A 16,907-nucleotide genomic window follows, 5' to 3' on the forward strand; every position below is an offset into this window, starting at 1 on the left:
CGGTGTATCAGTCGACATCATCGTCAACTGACACACCGCTTTCGCGAGCAAGCCCGCTCCCACACTAGGTTTGCCCTTACCTTGAAGGTTCGGGCAACGGTCTTAGCGGAACAACACCGCCGTTTTCTGCAGGGTCACCCACACACCCCACGCCAACGGAATGCCCACCACCAGCCAGGCGGCGATCGCCAGGGGCTTGGTGCCTGGTGCAGCTTTCCACTCCAGCGACGTGGTGCTGTCAGCACCCTTGTCATGACCCAGCGCCTGTTCGGCGGCCAGTTCGGCGTCGGTCATGAAGTACTTGTCGGCGACCGGACGGACCATCAGGTTGCACAGGAAGCCCAGCACCAGCAGACCGGCGAGGATGTACAAGGTGATGTCATAGGCCGCGGCACGTTCAACGCCGATGCTCAATTGATATTCACGCAGGTAGTTCACCAGTACCGGACCCAGCACGCCTGCCGCAGCCCAGGCGGTCAACAAGCGACCGTGGATTGCGCCGACCATTTGCGTACCGAACAGGTCCGCCAGGTAGGCCGGCACGGTGGCGAAGCCGCCGCCGTACATCGACAGGATGATGCAGAACGCCGCCACGAACAGCGCGACGCTGCCCAGGTGACCCAGGTTCGGGATCAGCGCGTACAGGGCAAAGCCCAGGGCGAAGAACACGAAATAGGTATTTTTACGACCCAGGTAATCCGAGAAGGAGGCCCAGAAGAACCGGCCGCCAATGTTGAACAGGCTCAACAGACCGGTGAAGCCGGCCGCGATGGCCGCGATCTGGCCCAGTTGCACGGCGTCCAGTTGACCGAAAGGCAGGTCATTGCCGAGCAGCTTGCCGCCGAACACTTCCTGCAACAGGGGCGAAGCCATGCCCAGGATGCCGATACCGGCGGAGACGTTCAGGCACAGCACCAGCCAGACCAGGCGGAACTGCGGGGTCTTCCAGGCTACGTTCACGTGAACGTGGCGATGGGTGATCATCGCGTTCGCGGCTTTCTTCGGTGCCGGGGTCCAGCCTTCAGGCTTCCAGCCGGTCGGCGGAACGCGATACGACAAGGCGCCACCGATCATGAAAACGAAGTAGATCGCGGCCATGACCAGGAAGCTCTGCCAGACGCCCACGCCCGTCGGCGAAGCGAAATGGTTCATCAGCGCCGCGGCCAATGGAGCACCGACCATCGCACCACCGCCGAAGCCCATGATCGCCATGCCAGTCGCCATGCCGCGCTTGTCCGGGAACCACTTGATCAGGGTCGACACCGGGGAGATGTAGCCCAGGCCCAGGCCAATACCACCGATCACCCCGGAACCGACCCACATCAGCCAGATCTGGTGGGTATAGATACCCAGCGCGGAAATCAGCAGGCCACCGCACCAGCACAAGGCCGATACAACGCCAGCCTTGCGTGGACCGGCGTGTTCCAGCCAGCCACCCCAGATGGCTGCCGAGCAACCCAGGAAGATGAAGAACAGGGTGTAGATCCAGCCGAGCATCGAGATCGGCCAGTCACATTGGGACGAAAAGACTTGCGAGATGAAGCTCATATCCGGTGCACAGGCCACAGGCTTGGTGACACCCAAGGCCTTGGACAGTGGCAACCAGAACACCGAGAAGCCATAGGCCATGCCGATGCACAGGTGAATGGCCAGTGCGGCCGGTGGAACCAACCACCGGTTGAAACCGGGCTTGGCGATGATGCGTTCCTTGGAGAGGAACGCTGGCTGGTCGGCGATGCCGCCCGCCGTGATGCTCGTGCTCATTGTGTATCCCCCAATTATTGGAATGGTCCGTCAGCCACGCGTCACCCTCAGCCTTCATTGCACGCAGGCATGGCTGTATTTTCTGGTGAAGCTCCATAGTGTGCGACATCAAGTCGCAGAAGGACGGACGAACGGGCAAAGGTTACCATTTGATCGTGGCAGAGAAACCAAAGTGATATCACCTTTTTCGTGCCATCTGTCTTATCGCACGCTTGCTGGCTTTCTGTAGGGGGCTAACGATTTATTTTTTCAGGAGCTTTCATGCCCATCCGTTGTAGAACCACTGTGTGGGAGCGAGCTTGCTCGCGATGGCGGTCGCCCGCTCAGCATTTTCATTGACGGTCACACCGCTATCGCGAGCAAGCTCGCTCCCACATTGATCTACGGACGGGACTTATAACGAGCACCCGACGCACCACCACCAATCCACAGCGTTATACTCCCGGCTAAATTTTGAACTCACCTACAAGGATTCGCCCATGAAAGCGTTCGGCAAAATCCTGGGTCTGGTACTTCTCGGGCTGTTGCTGATCATTGTGGCCCTGGGCTTTGCCCTGACCCACCTGTTCGATCCCAACGACTACAAAGAAGAGATCCGCCAGATAGCCCGCGACAAGGCCCACATCGAGCTGACCCTCAATGGCGACATCGGCTGGAGCCTGTTCCCTTGGCTGGGCCTGGAGTTGCACGACGCCAGCGTCGCGACCCTGGCCAACCCGACCCAACCTTTCGCCGACCTGCAGATGCTTGGCCTCTCGGTCCGGGTGATACCGCTACTGCGCCGGGAAGTGCAGATGAGCGATGTGCGCGTCGAAGGCCTGAACCTGCGGCTCAACCGTGACAAGAACGGTCACGGCAACTGGGAAGACATCGGCAAGGCGCCAGCCTCCACGACGACGGCGAACACCCCAGCACCAACCGAACAACCGGCCCCGCCCGCCAGCACCCCGGCAGAAAAACCTGCCCAGCCGACCCGCCTGGACATCGACAGCCTGACCGTGAACAACGCCCGGGTCGAATACACCGACGAGCAGACCGGCAAGCTGTACACCGCCGAGAGCATCCAACTGAGCACCGGCCCGGTCCACGATTCCACCAACATTCCGGTGACCCTGACCGCCTTCCTGTCCAGCAACCAGCCGGCCGTGCGCGTACGCACCGAAGTGACCGGCGAACTGCGCTTCGAGCGGGCCCTGCAACGCTACAAGTTCGAAGACCTGAAACTGTCCGGCGAAGCCACCGGCGACCCCCTGCAGGGCAAGACCCTGAATTTCGCCGCCCAAGGCCAACTGTTCCTGGACAAGGCGGCCAACGTCGCCGAATGGACCGGCATCAAGCTGTCGCTCAACCAACTGCGCGCCCTGGGTGAACTGAAGGTCAACGACCTCGACAAGACCCCGCAATTGAACGGTGGAATATCGATCGCCCAGTTCGATCTGGCGAAGTTTGTCGACAGCATCGGCCAGACACTCCCGGCCATGGCCGAAGGCAGCCTGAGCAAGGTCGAATTGGCCAGCCGCATTGCCGGCACGCCGACCAGCGTCGCACTCAACGACATCAACCTGAAGCTCGACGACAGCAACTTCAGCGGTCGTATCGCCGTGGAAGACTTTGCCAAACAGGCCCTGCGCGTGCAGCTCAAGGCCGACACGTTCAACGTCGACCGCTACCTGCCGCCAAAATCCGCCGAAGCCGACAGTTCCAAGGCGGCCCGTGAGGCCGAAGTCAGCAACACCGAAGCCAGCGCCCTGGCCGGCGCCGGCAGCACACCGTTGCCGAGCGCTCCAACCCAGGGTGCCTGGAGTAACGATCGGCTGTTTCCGGTGGAGCGCCTGAGCAAGCTGGACCTCGATGCCGACCTGACCTTCGGGCAACTGACCTTGGATAAACTGCCGATCCAGAACGCCGCGCTCAAGGCCACCGGCCTGGGTGGCCTGCTGACCCTGGAAAATCTGCGGGGCGATCTGTACAGCGGCAACTTCGAAACCAAGGGCACCCTGGATGTGCGCCAACCTACCCCACAGTTGAGCCTGCAAACCCGCATCAACCGGGTCCCTGCCGAGAAGATCATCGAAAGCCAGGGCAAGAATCCGCCGGTCAAAGGCCTGGTCACGCTCAACAGCGCGATCACCGCCACCGGCAATAGCCAGAAGGCTCTGATCGACAGCCTCAACGGCAACGCCGGGTTCGTCATCAACGATGGCGTGCTGCTCAATGCCAACCTCGAACAGCAACTGTGCAAAGGCATTGCCACCCTCAATCGCAAGTCCCTCAGCGGCGAACCCCGGGGCAAGGACACGCCGTTCCAGCAACTCAACGGCAATCTCACCTTCACCAATGGCGTCGCTCACAACCCCGACCTGAAAGTCCGCATCCCCGGCATGAGCGTCAACGGCAACGGCGATATCGATCTGCGGGTGCTGGGCATGGATTACCGCGTCGGCGTCATCGTCGAAGGCGATAAGAGCGACATGCCCGACCCGGCCTGCCAGGTCAACGAACGCTACGTCGACGTCGAATGGCCGTTGCGCTGCCGCGGCCCACTGGAGTTGGGGGCGAAGGCCTGCCGCCTGGACAACGACGGGCTGGGCAAGGTCGCGGCGAAACTGGCCGGCGACCGGCTCGGCGACAAGATCGATGAGAAACTCGGCGATAAGGTCAGCCCGGAGCTGAAAGACGCGCTCAAGGGGCTGTTCAAGCGATGAGAACCGAGCAATTTTCCACCGCCGTCCTGGACTGGTTCGATCGCCACGGGCGCCACGACTTGCCCTGGCAGCAGGACATCTCACCCTATCGGGTGTGGGTCTCGGAAATCATGTTGCAGCAGACCCAGGTCAGTACTGTGCTCAACTATTTCGACCGGTTCATGGCCTCACTGCCCACCGTCGAAGCGCTGGCCGCCGCGCCGGAGGACGAAGTGCTGCACCTGTGGACCGGGCTGGGCTATTACACCCGTGCGCGCAACTTGCAGAAAACCGCGAAAATCGTCGTCGAGCAGTACGATGGCGAATTTCCCCGGGACGTGGAAAAACTCACCGAGTTGCCGGGGATCGGCCTGTCCACCGCCGGTGCCATCGCCAGCATCAGCATGGGCCTGCGGGCGCCGATCCTCGATGGCAACGTCAAGCGGGTGCTAGCGCGCTTCACCGCCCAGGAAGGCTACCCGGGCGAACCCAAGGTGGCGAAACAGCTATGGGCCACCGCCGAGCGCTTCACGCCACAAGACCGGGTCAACGCCTATACCCAGGCGATGATGGACCTGGGCGCCACGCTCTGCACCCGCAGCAAGCCCAGTTGCCTGCTCTGCCCACTGAAGCAAGGCTGCGAGGCCCACATGCTGGGCCTGGAAACCCGCTACCCGATTCCCAAGCCTCGCAAGGAGGTGCCCAAAAAACGCACCTTGATGCCGATGCTGGCCAACCACGAGGGCGCGATCCTGCTTTACCGACGCCCTTCCACCGGGCTATGGGGCGGGCTGTGGAGCCTGCCGGAACTCGACGACCTCGACGACCTGCAACACCTGGCCCTGCAGCACTCGCTGGAACTGGGCAGCCAACACGAAATGCCAGGCCTGGTGCACACCTTCAGCCACTTCCAGTTGGCGATCGAACCCTGGCTGGTCCGGGTCCGGGAAACCGGCCATCACGTGGCCGAGGCCGACTGGCTCTGGTATAACCTCGCCACCCCGCCGCGCCTGGGCCTTGCCGCCCCGGTCAAAACCTTGCTCGAACGCGCGGCCGCCGTAATGAACGCAGGAGAGTTGCAATGACCCGCACCATCATGTGCCGCAAGTACAAAGAAGAACTCGAAGGCCTGGAACGTCCACCGTTCCCGGGCGCCAAGGGCGAAGATATCTTCGACCACGTCTCTGCCAAGGCCTGGGCCGACTGGCAGAAACACCAGACCCTGCTGATCAATGAAAAACGCCTGAACATGATGAACGCCGAAGATCGCAAATACCTTCAGGGCGAGATGGACAAGTACTTTTCCGGCGAAGATTACGCCAAGGCCGAAGGCTACGTACCGCCATCCGAATAAGCTGTTCAGTGCGGGGGCGAATCGTAAGCGACGGTAATAGTTAAATATTTTTTGAAAACTTGCTTGACGCCCCCCTGAAAAACCCGTTTAATGCGCCCCGTTGCCCAGATAGCTCAGTCGGTAGAGCAGGGGATTGAAAATCCCCGTGTCGGCGGTTCGATTCCGTCTCTGGGCACCAAATACCGAAAACCTCGATCAAGCAATTGATCGGGGTTTTTTATTGCCTGGGATTTTCTTCCTGTGCATTGTCGACTCAGCTACATTCGTCCGCTCCCCTCTGGCAAACGAGTCGACATGGACATCACCGGCATCCCCTTCGGCACCACCGATTGGTCAACCATCGAACCTACCGAGCACAAAGGCGTCACCGGAACCGCCTATTGGCGCACGCAACAATTCGGGAACATTCGGGTACGGATGGTGGAATACACAGCCGGGTATCTGGCCGACCATTGGTGCACCAAGGGCCACATCCTGTTTTGCCTCAAGGGCGAGCTCAATACTGAACTCGAAGACGGTCGGCAATTTTTGCTCAAGCCCGGCATGAGCTATCAGGTCGCCGACCAGGCCGAGCCCCATCGATCCTCCACCTCATCGGGGGCTACGCTTTTCATAGTGGATTGAGATTCGAAGCGTGCGCGTTGAAGCTGTAGGATAGATGGCCTTATCCATCAGGAATCCGACCATGTCATCGGCGAACAAACAGCACAAGCGCAGCCAGCGCGCCAAGGCGAAAGCCAAGCAGAACCGTACTAAGCGTGCTGCTGCGCCGAACGATTTCCTGGACCCGAACGACGAGCGCATTGATCTGGAAACCGTGGACCTGACGGAGTTGTTCCAACTCATGAGTGCCGCTGAAAAGGTCAGCCAGAAGGCGATGTGCGAAGCGTTCCTGGCCCATCCCCTGCTGGCGCTGGTACTGGAGCAGGAAGGTGAGGAAGAAGCGACCGACTTCATCATTACCGCATTGATCGAATACCGCCGCCTCACCACCGGCGCGGATGAGCAGACCGCGCTGGATTGGGTGGAAAGCAAGCAGTTCCAGGCCGACTATGTGGCTGCGTCCCAGGCACTGACACAAGGCCAGGACTGACTGTCTGGCCGGGACCGCGGTGGATGACGCCCTCCGGGGATAATTTCCACAATCCAAGGTTAACCAACATGGGGCGGCGTCATACCCGTCCTGCGTCAATCAGCTATTTTTCCTCCCAAGCAATCAGCCTCGTCCGGCATCATCGAAACGTCGCCCGGAGCATCCTTGCGGTCTGCCCCTCTCAATGGCTGGACACTGCGATGACGCCACTGCTGCCCCAAGATGACCCTCAGCTCGCCCCCTTGATCAACGAACTCGGCGAGCTGATTCGCCAGGCACGCCAGAAGGTTCTGCGTGCCGTCGATACGCTCCAAGTGCAAACCTGCTGGCAGATCGGCCGGCATATCATCGAATTTGAACAAGGCGGCGCCGAACGGGCGGCCTATGGTGCAAGGTTGCTACCGTCGTTGGCGAAGGTGTTGACGGCGCGGTTTGGGAAAGGGTTTGATGCTTCAAATTTGCGCTACATGCGCCTCTTTTATCAGGCGTTTCCAATCTGTGACGCACTGCGTCACGAATTGAGCTGGACTCACTATCGAACGCTGCTACGCGTCGAAGTATCAGCTGGTGCTCCCCACCGAAGAAGAACTGCGCAACGAGCTGGACCGTGAACAGGCGCGCCTCGAGGAAGGGGCGATCGGGCGCAGCGACTTGAAGGAGTAAAAGCCAATGACCGCGCACTCAAAAAACCCATGTAATATTCATGCGCTTTTTTTCCAGCAATGCTTCAGTCAATGAGCTTCATCCTGCATGTCACCGGCCGCGCCTCACCCTTCCCTGATCCAGGCATTGCGGACCGAAACCGCTGAACTGCACGTAGCCCTGGAAAAACGCTTGCCGTTTTTCTCGCAACAGTTGGACCTGGATCTGTACCGGCGCCTGATGGCGGCCTACTACGGTTTTTATCAGCCGCTGGAGCAACGGCTTCATGTGCTGGCGTTGATTCCAACCGGGCTGGACCAATCCTTGCGCATCAAACTCCCGGTATTGCGGGCCGACCTCGCGGCACTGGGCCTGGATGAAGCGGCTATCGAGGCATTGCCCCTTTGCCAGGCACTGCCGCGAATCGACTCCCGAGCCGCCGCGCTCGGCGTTTCCTACGTGCTGGAGGGCGCGACCCTCGGCGGGCAGATCCTGCGGCGCAGGGTGGCCGAGCAGCTCGGCCTTGATGCTTCCAGCGGCGCGGCCTTTCTCAATGTGTATGGCGAACTCACCGGCAGACGCTGGAGGGATTTCCTCCAATACCTGGACGACAGGAACCTTGGCGAGGCCCAGGTGTTCGAAGTCACACGCGCCGCCAAGGCGACGTTCTCTCATTTTGAACACTGGCTGGACAGCCAAAAGGTACTGTTATGACCCCGGAAAACCAGGAAGCCTTCGAAGAACTGCTGGCCAATTGTGCAGACGAACCGATTCGCTTTCCTGGGGCCATCCAACCTCACGGCGTGTTGTTGATGCTGTCCGAGCCCGATTTCGTGATCCGTCAGATCAGCGCCAACGTGCTGCAATTGATGGCGCAAGATCCCCACAGGTTGTTGGGCCAGACACTCGATGCACTGTTGGGGCTGGAACAGGCCGAGGCGATCCTCATCGCCTGCCGCGCCGCGCCGGAAAGCGACAACGCGCCCGTGGCCATTGTCGTGAATCAGCAGCGTTTTGATGCCCTGGTGCATCGCCACCAGGGCGCCCTGATCATCGAACTGGAACAGCATCTGAGCGACTATCGCCCCGAAGGCGTCAGCGGCGAGGCCAACATGGGCCGCATGCTGCAACGCCTGCAAAGTGCGAAAACCCTTCAGGCCCTGTACGAAATCAGCGTGCGGGAAATCCAGGCCATGACCGGTTACGACCGGGTGCTGATCTACCGCTTCGAGGAAGAAGGCCACGGCCAGGTGATTGCCGAGGCCAGCGCGCCGTCGATGGAGCTCTACAAAGGCCTGTTTTTCCCGGCATCGGATATTCCCGAACAGGCCCGCGAGCTGTATCGCACCAACTGGCTGCGGATCATCCCCAACGCCGACTACGCGCCGGTGCCGCTGGTCCCGGAACTGCGCCCCGACACCCAGGCACCCCTGGACCTGAGTTTTGCCACACTGCGCAGCGTCTCGCCGATCCACCGCCAGTACATGAAAAACATGGGCGTGCTGTCGTCCATGAGCATCTCGCTGATGGAAGGTGAACGCTTGTGGGGACTGATCAGTTGCGGCAATCGCCAGCCGCTGCTGGTTCCTCATGAAATGCGCATGGCCTGCCAGACCATCGGCCAGGTGCTGTCATTGCAGATCAGCGCCATGCAGGCCCTGGAACTGACCCGGCAACGGGACGCCAAGCTGGAAGACCTCAAGGTCCTCGCCGCGGTCATGGCCGAATCCAGCGATAACGTATTCGACGGCTTGTCCCACGAGCCGCAACGGCTCATGGACCTGACCGGCGCCAGCGGCGTGGCGATTTTCGAGAACAACAAACTGCATCGCCATGGCCAGTGCCCGGAACCGGAGCAGATCCGCGAGCTGCACAAATGGATCCTGGAAACCGGCAAGCCCGTGTTTTCCCACCACAACCTGAGCAGCGTCTTCGCACCTGCCCAGACTTATCAGGACGTGGCGAGCGGCGTGCTGGCGATCCACCTGCCCAAGCCTGTGGAAAACGGCGTGCTGTGGTTCCGCCCCGAGGTGAAGCAAACCCTCCAATGGAGCGGCGACCCGCAAAAACCCCTGGACCTGGAAAACAGCGAGACCGGCCTGCGCCTACGGCCCCGGACGTCTTTCGAGATCTGGAAAGTCGAAATGGCCGGCATCAGTGCCAAATGGACCCATGGCGATCTGTTTGCCGCCAACGACCTGCGCCGCTCGGCCTTGGAAAACGACCTGGCCCGCCAGGTGCACAAAGAGCGCCTAGCCGTACAAGCGCGCGATGAACTGGTGGCCGTGGTTTCCCATGACCTGCGCAGCCCGATGACGGTCATTTCCATGCTCTGCGGCATGATGCAGAAGGCCTTCAGTTCCGACGGATCCCACAGTTCCAAGCGAATTTCTTCCGCCATCGACACCATGCAACAGGCCACCAGCCGCATGAACACGCTGCTGGAAGACCTGCTAGACACTTCACGCATCGATGCCGGGCGCTACACCATCAATCCCCAGCCGATGGACGTCAGCCAGATCTTCGACGACGCCTGCTCGCTACTGACGCCGCTGGCCACTGCCAAGGCAATCGACATTTCCTTCCATGCCGAACCCAACCTGAGGATCAACGCCGACCCCGAGCGGCTGTTCCAGGTGCTGTCCAACCTGATCGGCAATGCCATCAAGTTCACGCCGCAGCAGGGCTCGGTGGGCATCAGTGCGATGTCCGTCGGTAACGAGATCGTGTTCAGCGTCCGCGACACCGGTGAAGGGATTGCGCCAGAGCAATTGCCCCATGTTTTCGAGCGCTACTGGACGACCAAGGAAGGCAACCCGAACGGCACCGGGCTGGGGTTGTACATTTCCAAGGGGATTGTCCAGGCCCATGGCGGTAAACTGCACGCCGAAAGCCAGCCAGGCCAGGGCAGCGAATTCCGCTTTACCGTGCCGAAAATCGACTGAGCCGGGCACCGTCCCCTAACGAATTGGAAACCGAAGCCCAATGGCCTCACTGAACAAACAGCAAAAACGCGCCAAGCGCGCCAAAGACAAAGCCAAGCAGATCCGCATGACCGGGCGCAAATCCATCCCGATGTATGGTGACCCGGCCCACGCCACAGCTCAGCCACCGGTCTACGTGCTGGAACTGTTCGCCAAGCTGCGCGAAGCCGAGGCCGTCAGCCGCAGTGAAATGCTCGATACGCTGCTCACGTCCCTGAGCGTGATGATCATCGAACGCCCAGGCCTGCTCGACCTGAAAAACGCCGAAAACGAAAGCATGGCGGCGACCAACCTGGCCGCCGACATGCTGGTGGATTACCGCATGTGGGTCGATGACATGGACCGCGAGACCGCCCAACGCTGGCTCAGCACACCGGAGTTCATCAAGGACTTCAGCGAGGCGCTGGACCGCTATCGCCAGACCCTGGAAGAACCCGCCAGCGAATAAGCCGACCGGCTATTCGTCACTGTTCCAATGGAACACCAGGTTGCGTGCGGCCCCGCTGCCTACCTCAGTGGTGTCGCGCCGCGCCTCACCGTTGCGCGTCGCCACCACGTTGTACTTGCCCGGCGGCAGTTGCACATAAACCAGCGGCCCGGCATCGCTGAGGGTCAGCACTGTTTGTCCCGATGCGTTCTGCACGGTCACGTCCACATCCGGGACGTACTTATTTTCCGGGCCGATCGCAAAGGTCATGTGCACGTTGTAACCCTGGGCCTGCCCGATGGCCCGAGCTTCGTCCTCGCCGATACCGCCGGACAGATACGTGATGCCGTTCTGCTGCATGGGGTGGACCTGGACGCCTGTGTTGTCTACAGGGGCGAGGTTGGTGGCGTTGAGCATGACGGGAAAAAGCAGCGCGCCTAACACGATGAGGCAAAATAGCGACTTCATGACCACAACTCCTGATATTGGACGCCACCTCGTTTGATCGATTTATGAACATCGATGTTCAGACCGATTGGAAGTTGAGTCGAATGCCAATCGGAATAGCACGCTCATCCGGTTAACCCTTCCAACCCCCGCCCAAAGCTGGCACCATCGCGCCTTTTTTTACGCGACTCCCCGGGTTTTTCACCGGCAAACAGGGTTCAAACGGCCGTTCGGTTGTTGATGGCGCGACAGTCTGCTGTACCGATGCGACAACCTGCCGCACATCACCGGTTTACCGCCCGTAGCGCTGTTGGCTGCCATTCGGACGCATGCTAGCTTGGCCGCCTCGCCAAGGAAGGCAGCCAACAGCAAGGGAGCACATACCATGAGGACCGCACATGGCCCAGGCCACGCCCGCGCTTGAAATCCGCAATTTGCACAAACGCTACGGACAGCTGGAGGTGCTCAAAGGCGTCTCGCTGACCGCCCGCGACGGCGATGTGATCTCGATCCTCGGATCCTCCGGGTCCGGCAAGTCCACGTTTCTGCGTTGCATCAACCTGCTGGAAAACCCCAACCAGGGCCAGATCCTGGTGGCCGGCGAAGAACTCAAGCTCAAGGCCGCCAAGAACGGTGAGCTGGTGGCCGCCGACGGCAAACAGATCAACCGCCTGCGCAGCGAGATCGGTTTTGTTTTCCAGAACTTCAACCTCTGGCCGCACATGAGCGTGCTCGATAACATCATCGAAGCCCCGCGCCGGGTGCTTGGCCAGAGCAAGGCTGAAGCCGTCGAAGTCGCCGAAGCACTGCTGGCCAAGGTCGGTATCGCCGACAAGCGCCACGCCTACCCGGCCGAACTGTCTGGCGGCCAGCAACAACGCGCGGCCATCGCCCGCACGCTGGCGATGCAGCCCAAGGTGATTCTGTTCGACGAACCCACCTCCGCCCTTGACCCGGAAATGGTCCAGGAAGTACTTAGTGTGATCCGCGCCCTGGCCGAAGAAGGACGCACCATGCTGCTGGTCACCCATGAAATGGGCTTCGCCCGTCAGGTTTCCAGCGAAGTCGTGTTCCTTCATCAAGGCCTGGTCGAGGAGCAAGGATCGCCACAGCAGGTCTTCGAGAACCCGCTTTCGGCGCGCTGCAAACAATTCATGTCCAGCAACCGCTAACGGAGCAGTACACATGCAGACCTACAAGAAATTCCTCGTGGCCGCAGCGGCCAGCCTGGTCTTCTCGGCCAGTGCCATGGCGGCCGAAAAGCTGAAGATGGGCATCGAAGCAGCCTATCCGCCGTTCAACAACAAGGACGCCAGCGGCCAGGTCGTGGGTTTCGATAAAGACATCGGCGACGCCCTGTGCGCCAAGATGGAAGTCGAGTGCGAAGTGGTCACCTCCGACTGGGACGGCATCATCCCGGCCCTGAACGCCAAGAAGTTCGACTTCCTGATTTCTTCGCTGTCGATCAACGAAGAACGCAAGCAGGCCGTGGACTTCACCGACCCGTACTACTCCAACAAACTGCAATTCATTGCACCGAAAGACGTCGATTTCAAAATCGATAAAGAATCTCTCCAGGGCAAAGTCATCGGGGCACAGCGCTCCACGCTCGCCGGCACCTGGATGGAAGACAACATGGAAGGCGTCGAACTGAAACTCTACGACACTCAGGAAAACGCCTACCTGGACCTGACCTCCGGCCGTCTCGACGGAATCCTGGCAGACAAATACGTGAACTACGACTGGCTGAAAACCGACGCTGGCCGTGCTTACGAATTCAAAGGTGACCCGGTGGTAGAGGGCGACAAGATCGGCATCGCCGTGCGCAAGGGTGACCCGCTGCGCGACAAGCTGAACGCTGCCTTGAAAGAAATTGTTGCCGACGGCACCTATAAAAAGATCAACGACAAGTACTTCCCGTTCAGCATCTATTGATGCTGGCGTGCCTGGCCGGTGCGGCTCCCAGCAGCGCCGGCCCTTAGCAAAGCCTGCCGCGATATGAACTCTTACCCATGATGATCGATCTCTACGGATTCGGCCCGGCGCTCGCCGCCGGCGCGCTGATGACCGTCAAGTTGGCGCTCACGGCCCTCTGCCTGGGGCTGGTGCTCGGCCTGCTCGGCGCCTTGGCCAAGACCTCGCCCTACAAGCCGCTGCAATGGCTGGGCGGCACCTATTCGACGCTGGTTCGCGGCATCCCGGAATTGCTCTGGGTGCTGCTGATCTATTTCGGCACCGTCAACCTGATGCGTGCCCTGGGTGAGTATTTCGGCAAACCCGACCTCGCCCTTGACGCCTTCGCCGCCGGGGTCATTGCCCTGGGCCTGTGCTTTGGCGCCTACGCCACCGAAGTGTTTCGCGGCGCGATCCTGGCGATCCCGAAGGGCCACCGTGAGGCCGGTGTTGCCCTGGGCTTGTCGAAGTGGCGGATCTTTACCCGGTTGATCATGCCGCAGATGTGGCGCATCGCCCTGCCTGGCTTGGGCAACCTGTTCATGATCCTGATGAAGGACACCGCGTTGGTCTCGGTGATCGGCCTGGAAGAAATCATGCGCCATGCGCAAATCGGCGTGACCGTGTCCAAACAACCGTTCACCTTCTATACGGTCGCAGCGTTCATGTACCTGGGCCTGACGGTGCTCGCCATGATCGGCATGCACCTGCTGGAACGACGCGCCGCCCGTGGATTTACCAGGAGCACCCAATGAACTGGGACGTCATCATCAAGTGGCTACCGAAGCTGGCCCAGGGCGCGACACTGACCCTGGAGCTGGTGGCCATCGCCGTGATCGCCGGGCTGCTACTGGCGATCCCACTGGGCATCGCCCGCTCTTCGCGCCTGTGGCAGGTGCGGGCATTGCCCTACGCCTACATCTTCTTTTTCCGTGGCACGCCGCTGTTGGTCCAGCTGTTTTTGGTCTACTACGGCCTGGCGCAATTCGATGCCGTGCGCAGCAGCGCGCTGTGGCCGTATCTGCGAGACCCGTTCTGGTGCGCTACGGTCACCATGACCCTGCACACCGCCGCCTACATCGCCGAGATCCTGCGCGGCGCGATCCAGGCCATCCCAAAGGGCGAGATCGAAGCCGCACGGGCCCTGGGCATGTCGCGACCCAAGGCGCTTTTCTACATCATGCTGCCCCGCGCCGCGCGCATCGGCCTGCCGGCCTACAGTAACGAAGTGATCCTGATGCTCAAGGCCAGCGCCCTGGCGAGCACCGTGACCCTACTGGAACTCACCGGCATGGCCCGCACCATCATTGCCCGGACCTACCTGCCGGTGGAGATCTTCTTCGCGGCTGGCATGTTCTACCTGCTGATGTCCTTCGTGTTGGTGCAAGGCTTCAAGCAGCTGGAACGCTGGTTGCGCGTCGATGCCTGCCAAGGACGCTGACAGCGGCCTGCTGACGGGCGAGGCATTGCTCGCCCGCTTCACGGCACTGGACGTTTTTCTCACGGCGCACCAGGCACTGTGGAAACCGCGCCCGTTCACCCATCTGCAGTTGCCTTGGGAAACGTCTCACCCAGAATTGGCCCGATGGCTACGCCAGCGTTCGCTGGAAGCTGCGGAAAACGACCATCATCAGCCGTGGTTGATGGAAGACGCACCAGCGCCCTTCCCGGAATTGGCCACAATCTCCCGCGCATTGAGCGCTGTCGCAGAATTGCCTGCCAGCACGCTCGAAGCGCCAAGCCACCGCCTGAACGTCGACGTGCCCGGGCGTAAATGGCAGCAGATCGAAGCCTTCGCCAGTCGCCTGCGCTTCACCACCCGGCCAACCCACTGGCTGGACTGGTGCGCCGGCAAAGGCCATCTCGGTCGACGCCTGCTGCACAACGAACAGCAACTGACCTGCCTGGAGTACGACCCCGCACTGGTCGCCAGCGGCCAACAACTGAGCCTGCGCCATCGCCTGCCTGCCACGCACCTGCAACAAGACGTGCTAGCGGCAGACGCCACCCAGGCGCTCCACCCCGAACATACGCCCGTGGCTCTGCACGCCTGCGGTGACCTGCATGTGCGCTTGATACAGCTGGCCAGCGCCGCTGGTTGTGCACAACTGGCTATCGCGCCGTGCTGTTACAACCGCATCAACACCGAGCGCTATCAAGCGCTGTCCGACGCCGCCAAGGGCTCTGCCCTACAGCTGTCGCTCGACGATCTCAGCCTGCCCCTGACCGAAACCGTCACCGCCGGCGCGCGCGTCAGAAGACAACGGGACCACTCCATGGCCTGGCGCCTGGGCTTCGATTTGCTGCAACGGCAAATCAGAGGGTGCGACGACTACCTGCCCACGCCGTCACTGCCCACCGTTTGGCTGGAAAAATCCTTCGCCCAGTACTGCACCGATCTGGCGGCCCTGAAAGACTTATCCACAGTCGGCACGCCTGATTGGCTCGCCTTGGAAGCAGCGGGCCACCAGCGCCTGGCCGAGGTGCGCAACCTGGAGTTGCTGCGAGGCCTTTTCCGACGGCCGTTGGAGCTTTGGCTGGTGCTGGACCGGGCGCTTTTCCTCACGCAAAAAGGCTACGACGTTCGCCTCGGCACCTTCTGCGAAACACCGCTGACGCCACGCAATCTGTTGTTGCTGGCAGAGCGTTACTGAGACGAAATAGCCTGTGGATAACTCTGTTGATGAAATAAACTCGGATCCCAGAAATCCGTGATTTCCTGACCGAATCAGCATTGGTCATTTTTTGTTCACATGGATAAAAAACCATGAAAACAGGCATTTGCGACTAAACGCGAAAGCGGTCACAAAATCGCAAGATGTACCGCGACTCATCCTGCCCGTTGTGCATAAGCGTCTAAGCAAAACGACATAACCGCCGAATTCAGTGCCCGCCCTTCGGTGGAAAACGGCTTTTACCTCGACGTCGGCGCCAACCATCCGACAGATGATTCGGGCACCCGAGCGTTTTAAGACCGCAGCTGGCGCGGCAAACATCGAGCCAGTGTCGGCCTACTACGACGCGCTCTGCCAACAACACCGCGACGCCGGCATGGACGTGCGCAACCAGACCGTCCAGTCCCGCACCCTGGCCGCCATCTGCGAGCAATACGCCCAGGACCGCCCTATCCACTTCCTGAAAATCGACGTCGAGAGCCACGAAGAAACCGTGCTGCGCGGCATGGACTTCAGCCGCTGGCGCCCCTGGATCATCCTCATCGAAACCCCATGGGCCCGCGACCAGGTCTGGGAAACCCTGGTGACCGACACCGGCTACCAGTCCATCCTGTTCGACGGCATCAACACCTACTACCTCGCCGAAGAACACCTGGCCCTCAAACCCGCCTTCGACATCCCCCCGTGCAACCTCGACGGCTTCCAACTCTGCAAAGGCCACAAATTCAGCCACCCCGTCGACGACACGAACCAACAACTCAGTGCCGCCCTGCAACGGGCTGAACAAGCCGAAGCCCAACTCCACGCCATGCAAAACAGCCGCACCTGGCGAGCCCTGAACAAACTGCGCAACCTGCTGCACCGCGCCTAAGCCGGACCTGCGC

Annotated in this window: 15 protein-coding genes, 1 tRNA gene and 2 pseudogenes; 16 read left to right on the forward strand and 2 right to left on the reverse strand. The window is 60.8% G+C overall.

The features are described 5' to 3' along the window. Positions 1-102 precede the first annotated feature (102 nt). Positions 103-1,764, reverse strand: coding sequence for an OFA family MFS transporter (locus tag AB4N80_RS03435; protein WP_122565241.1), 1,662 nt, complete (start codon positions 1,762-1,764; stop codon positions 103-105). Positions 1,765-2,243: 479 nt separating this feature from the next. Here AB4N80_RS03435 and AB4N80_RS03440 point away from each other — a divergent pair, with 479 nt between their 5' ends. From AB4N80_RS03440 to AB4N80_RS03485, 10 genes and pseudogenes are all read left to right on the forward strand, one after another. Then, complete coding sequence (locus AB4N80_RS03440; protein WP_122565240.1) at positions 2,244-4,469, forward strand: AsmA family protein; 2,226 nt, start codon at positions 2,244-2,246, stop codon at positions 4,467-4,469. Beyond that, complete coding sequence (gene mutY, locus AB4N80_RS03445; RefSeq protein WP_305469290.1) at positions 4,466-5,533, forward strand: A/G-specific adenine glycosylase; 1,068 nt, start codon at positions 4,466-4,468, stop codon at positions 5,531-5,533. The genes AB4N80_RS03440 and mutY overlap by 4 nt, the downstream gene beginning before the upstream one ends. Then, positions 5,530-5,802, forward strand: a complete 273-nt coding sequence (locus tag AB4N80_RS03450) for an oxidative damage protection protein (RefSeq protein ID WP_122565238.1) — start codon at positions 5,530-5,532, stop codon at positions 5,800-5,802. Before mutY ends, AB4N80_RS03450 begins: the two co-directional genes overlap by 4 nt. Before the next feature lie 102 nt (positions 5,803-5,904). Next, a tRNA-Phe gene (locus AB4N80_RS03455) sits at positions 5,905-5,980 on the forward strand. Between the two features lie 116 nt (positions 5,981-6,096). Then, positions 6,097-6,426, forward strand: coding sequence for a DHCW motif cupin fold protein (locus AB4N80_RS03460; RefSeq protein ID WP_122565237.1), 330 nt, complete (start codon positions 6,097-6,099; stop codon positions 6,424-6,426). A 61-nt stretch (positions 6,427-6,487) separates the two neighbouring features. After that, complete coding sequence (locus tag AB4N80_RS03465) at positions 6,488-6,895, forward strand: hypothetical protein (RefSeq protein WP_460080696.1); 408 nt, start codon at positions 6,488-6,490, stop codon at positions 6,893-6,895. A gap of 200 nt (positions 6,896-7,095) precedes the next feature. After that, positions 7,096-7,452: pseudogene (locus AB4N80_RS03470) on the forward strand (DUF1016 N-terminal domain-containing protein); the annotation flags it as partial. A gap of 193 nt (positions 7,453-7,645) precedes the next feature. Continuing rightward, positions 7,646-8,251 carry a biliverdin-producing heme oxygenase gene (locus AB4N80_RS03475; RefSeq protein WP_122565235.1) on the forward strand — a complete coding sequence of 202 codons (606 nt, stop codon included), beginning with the start codon at positions 7,646-7,648 and terminating at the stop codon, positions 8,249-8,251. Next, on the forward strand, positions 8,248-10,482 hold the full coding sequence (locus AB4N80_RS03480; protein WP_354338019.1) for an ATP-binding protein: 2,235 nt from the start codon (positions 8,248-8,250) through the stop codon (positions 10,480-10,482). Before AB4N80_RS03475 ends, AB4N80_RS03480 begins: the two co-directional genes overlap by 4 nt. 40 nt (positions 10,483-10,522) lie before the next feature. Beyond that, positions 10,523-10,969: a hypothetical protein gene (locus tag AB4N80_RS03485; RefSeq protein ID WP_122565233.1), complete on the forward strand. Its 447-nt coding sequence runs from the start codon at positions 10,523-10,525 to the stop codon at positions 10,967-10,969. A 9-nt stretch (positions 10,970-10,978) separates the two neighbouring features. Here AB4N80_RS03485 and AB4N80_RS03490 read toward each other — a convergent pair whose 3' ends face one another. After that, positions 10,979-11,416, reverse strand: coding sequence for a flagellar hook assembly protein FlgD (locus AB4N80_RS03490; RefSeq protein ID WP_122565232.1), 438 nt, complete (start codon positions 11,414-11,416; stop codon positions 10,979-10,981). Between the two features lie 377 nt (positions 11,417-11,793). Here AB4N80_RS03490 and AB4N80_RS03495 point away from each other — a divergent pair, with 377 nt between their 5' ends. The 6 genes and pseudogenes from AB4N80_RS03495 (at position 11,794) to AB4N80_RS03520 (ending at position 16,894) form a co-directional block, all read left to right on the forward strand. Next, positions 11,794-12,567 (forward strand): ABC transporter ATP-binding protein, encoded by a 774-nt coding sequence (locus tag AB4N80_RS03495; protein WP_014336086.1) that lies wholly within the window; start codon positions 11,794-11,796, stop codon positions 12,565-12,567. 13 nt (positions 12,568-12,580) lie between these two features. Next, complete coding sequence (locus AB4N80_RS03500) at positions 12,581-13,330, forward strand: ABC transporter substrate-binding protein (RefSeq protein ID WP_122565231.1); 750 nt, start codon at positions 12,581-12,583, stop codon at positions 13,328-13,330. Positions 13,331-13,407: 77 nt separating this feature from the next. Next, entirely contained in the window at positions 13,408-14,103 is a 696-nt protein-coding gene (locus tag AB4N80_RS03505) for an ABC transporter permease (protein WP_122565230.1), read from the forward strand. Beyond that, positions 14,100-14,789 (forward strand): ABC transporter permease, encoded by a 690-nt coding sequence (locus tag AB4N80_RS03510; protein ID WP_122565229.1) that lies wholly within the window; start codon positions 14,100-14,102, stop codon positions 14,787-14,789. The genes AB4N80_RS03505 and AB4N80_RS03510 overlap by 4 nt, the downstream gene beginning before the upstream one ends. Continuing rightward, entirely contained in the window at positions 14,770-16,002 is a 1,233-nt protein-coding gene (locus AB4N80_RS03515; RefSeq protein WP_305469278.1) for a methyltransferase, read from the forward strand. Before AB4N80_RS03510 ends, AB4N80_RS03515 begins: the two co-directional genes overlap by 20 nt. 216 nt (positions 16,003-16,218) lie before the next feature. Then, positions 16,219-16,894 (forward strand): annotated as a pseudogene (locus tag AB4N80_RS03520) (FkbM family methyltransferase). Positions 16,895-16,907: the final 13 nt, after the last annotated feature.

The sequence above is a fragment of the Pseudomonas sp. H3_A02 genome (assembly GCF_054671965.1).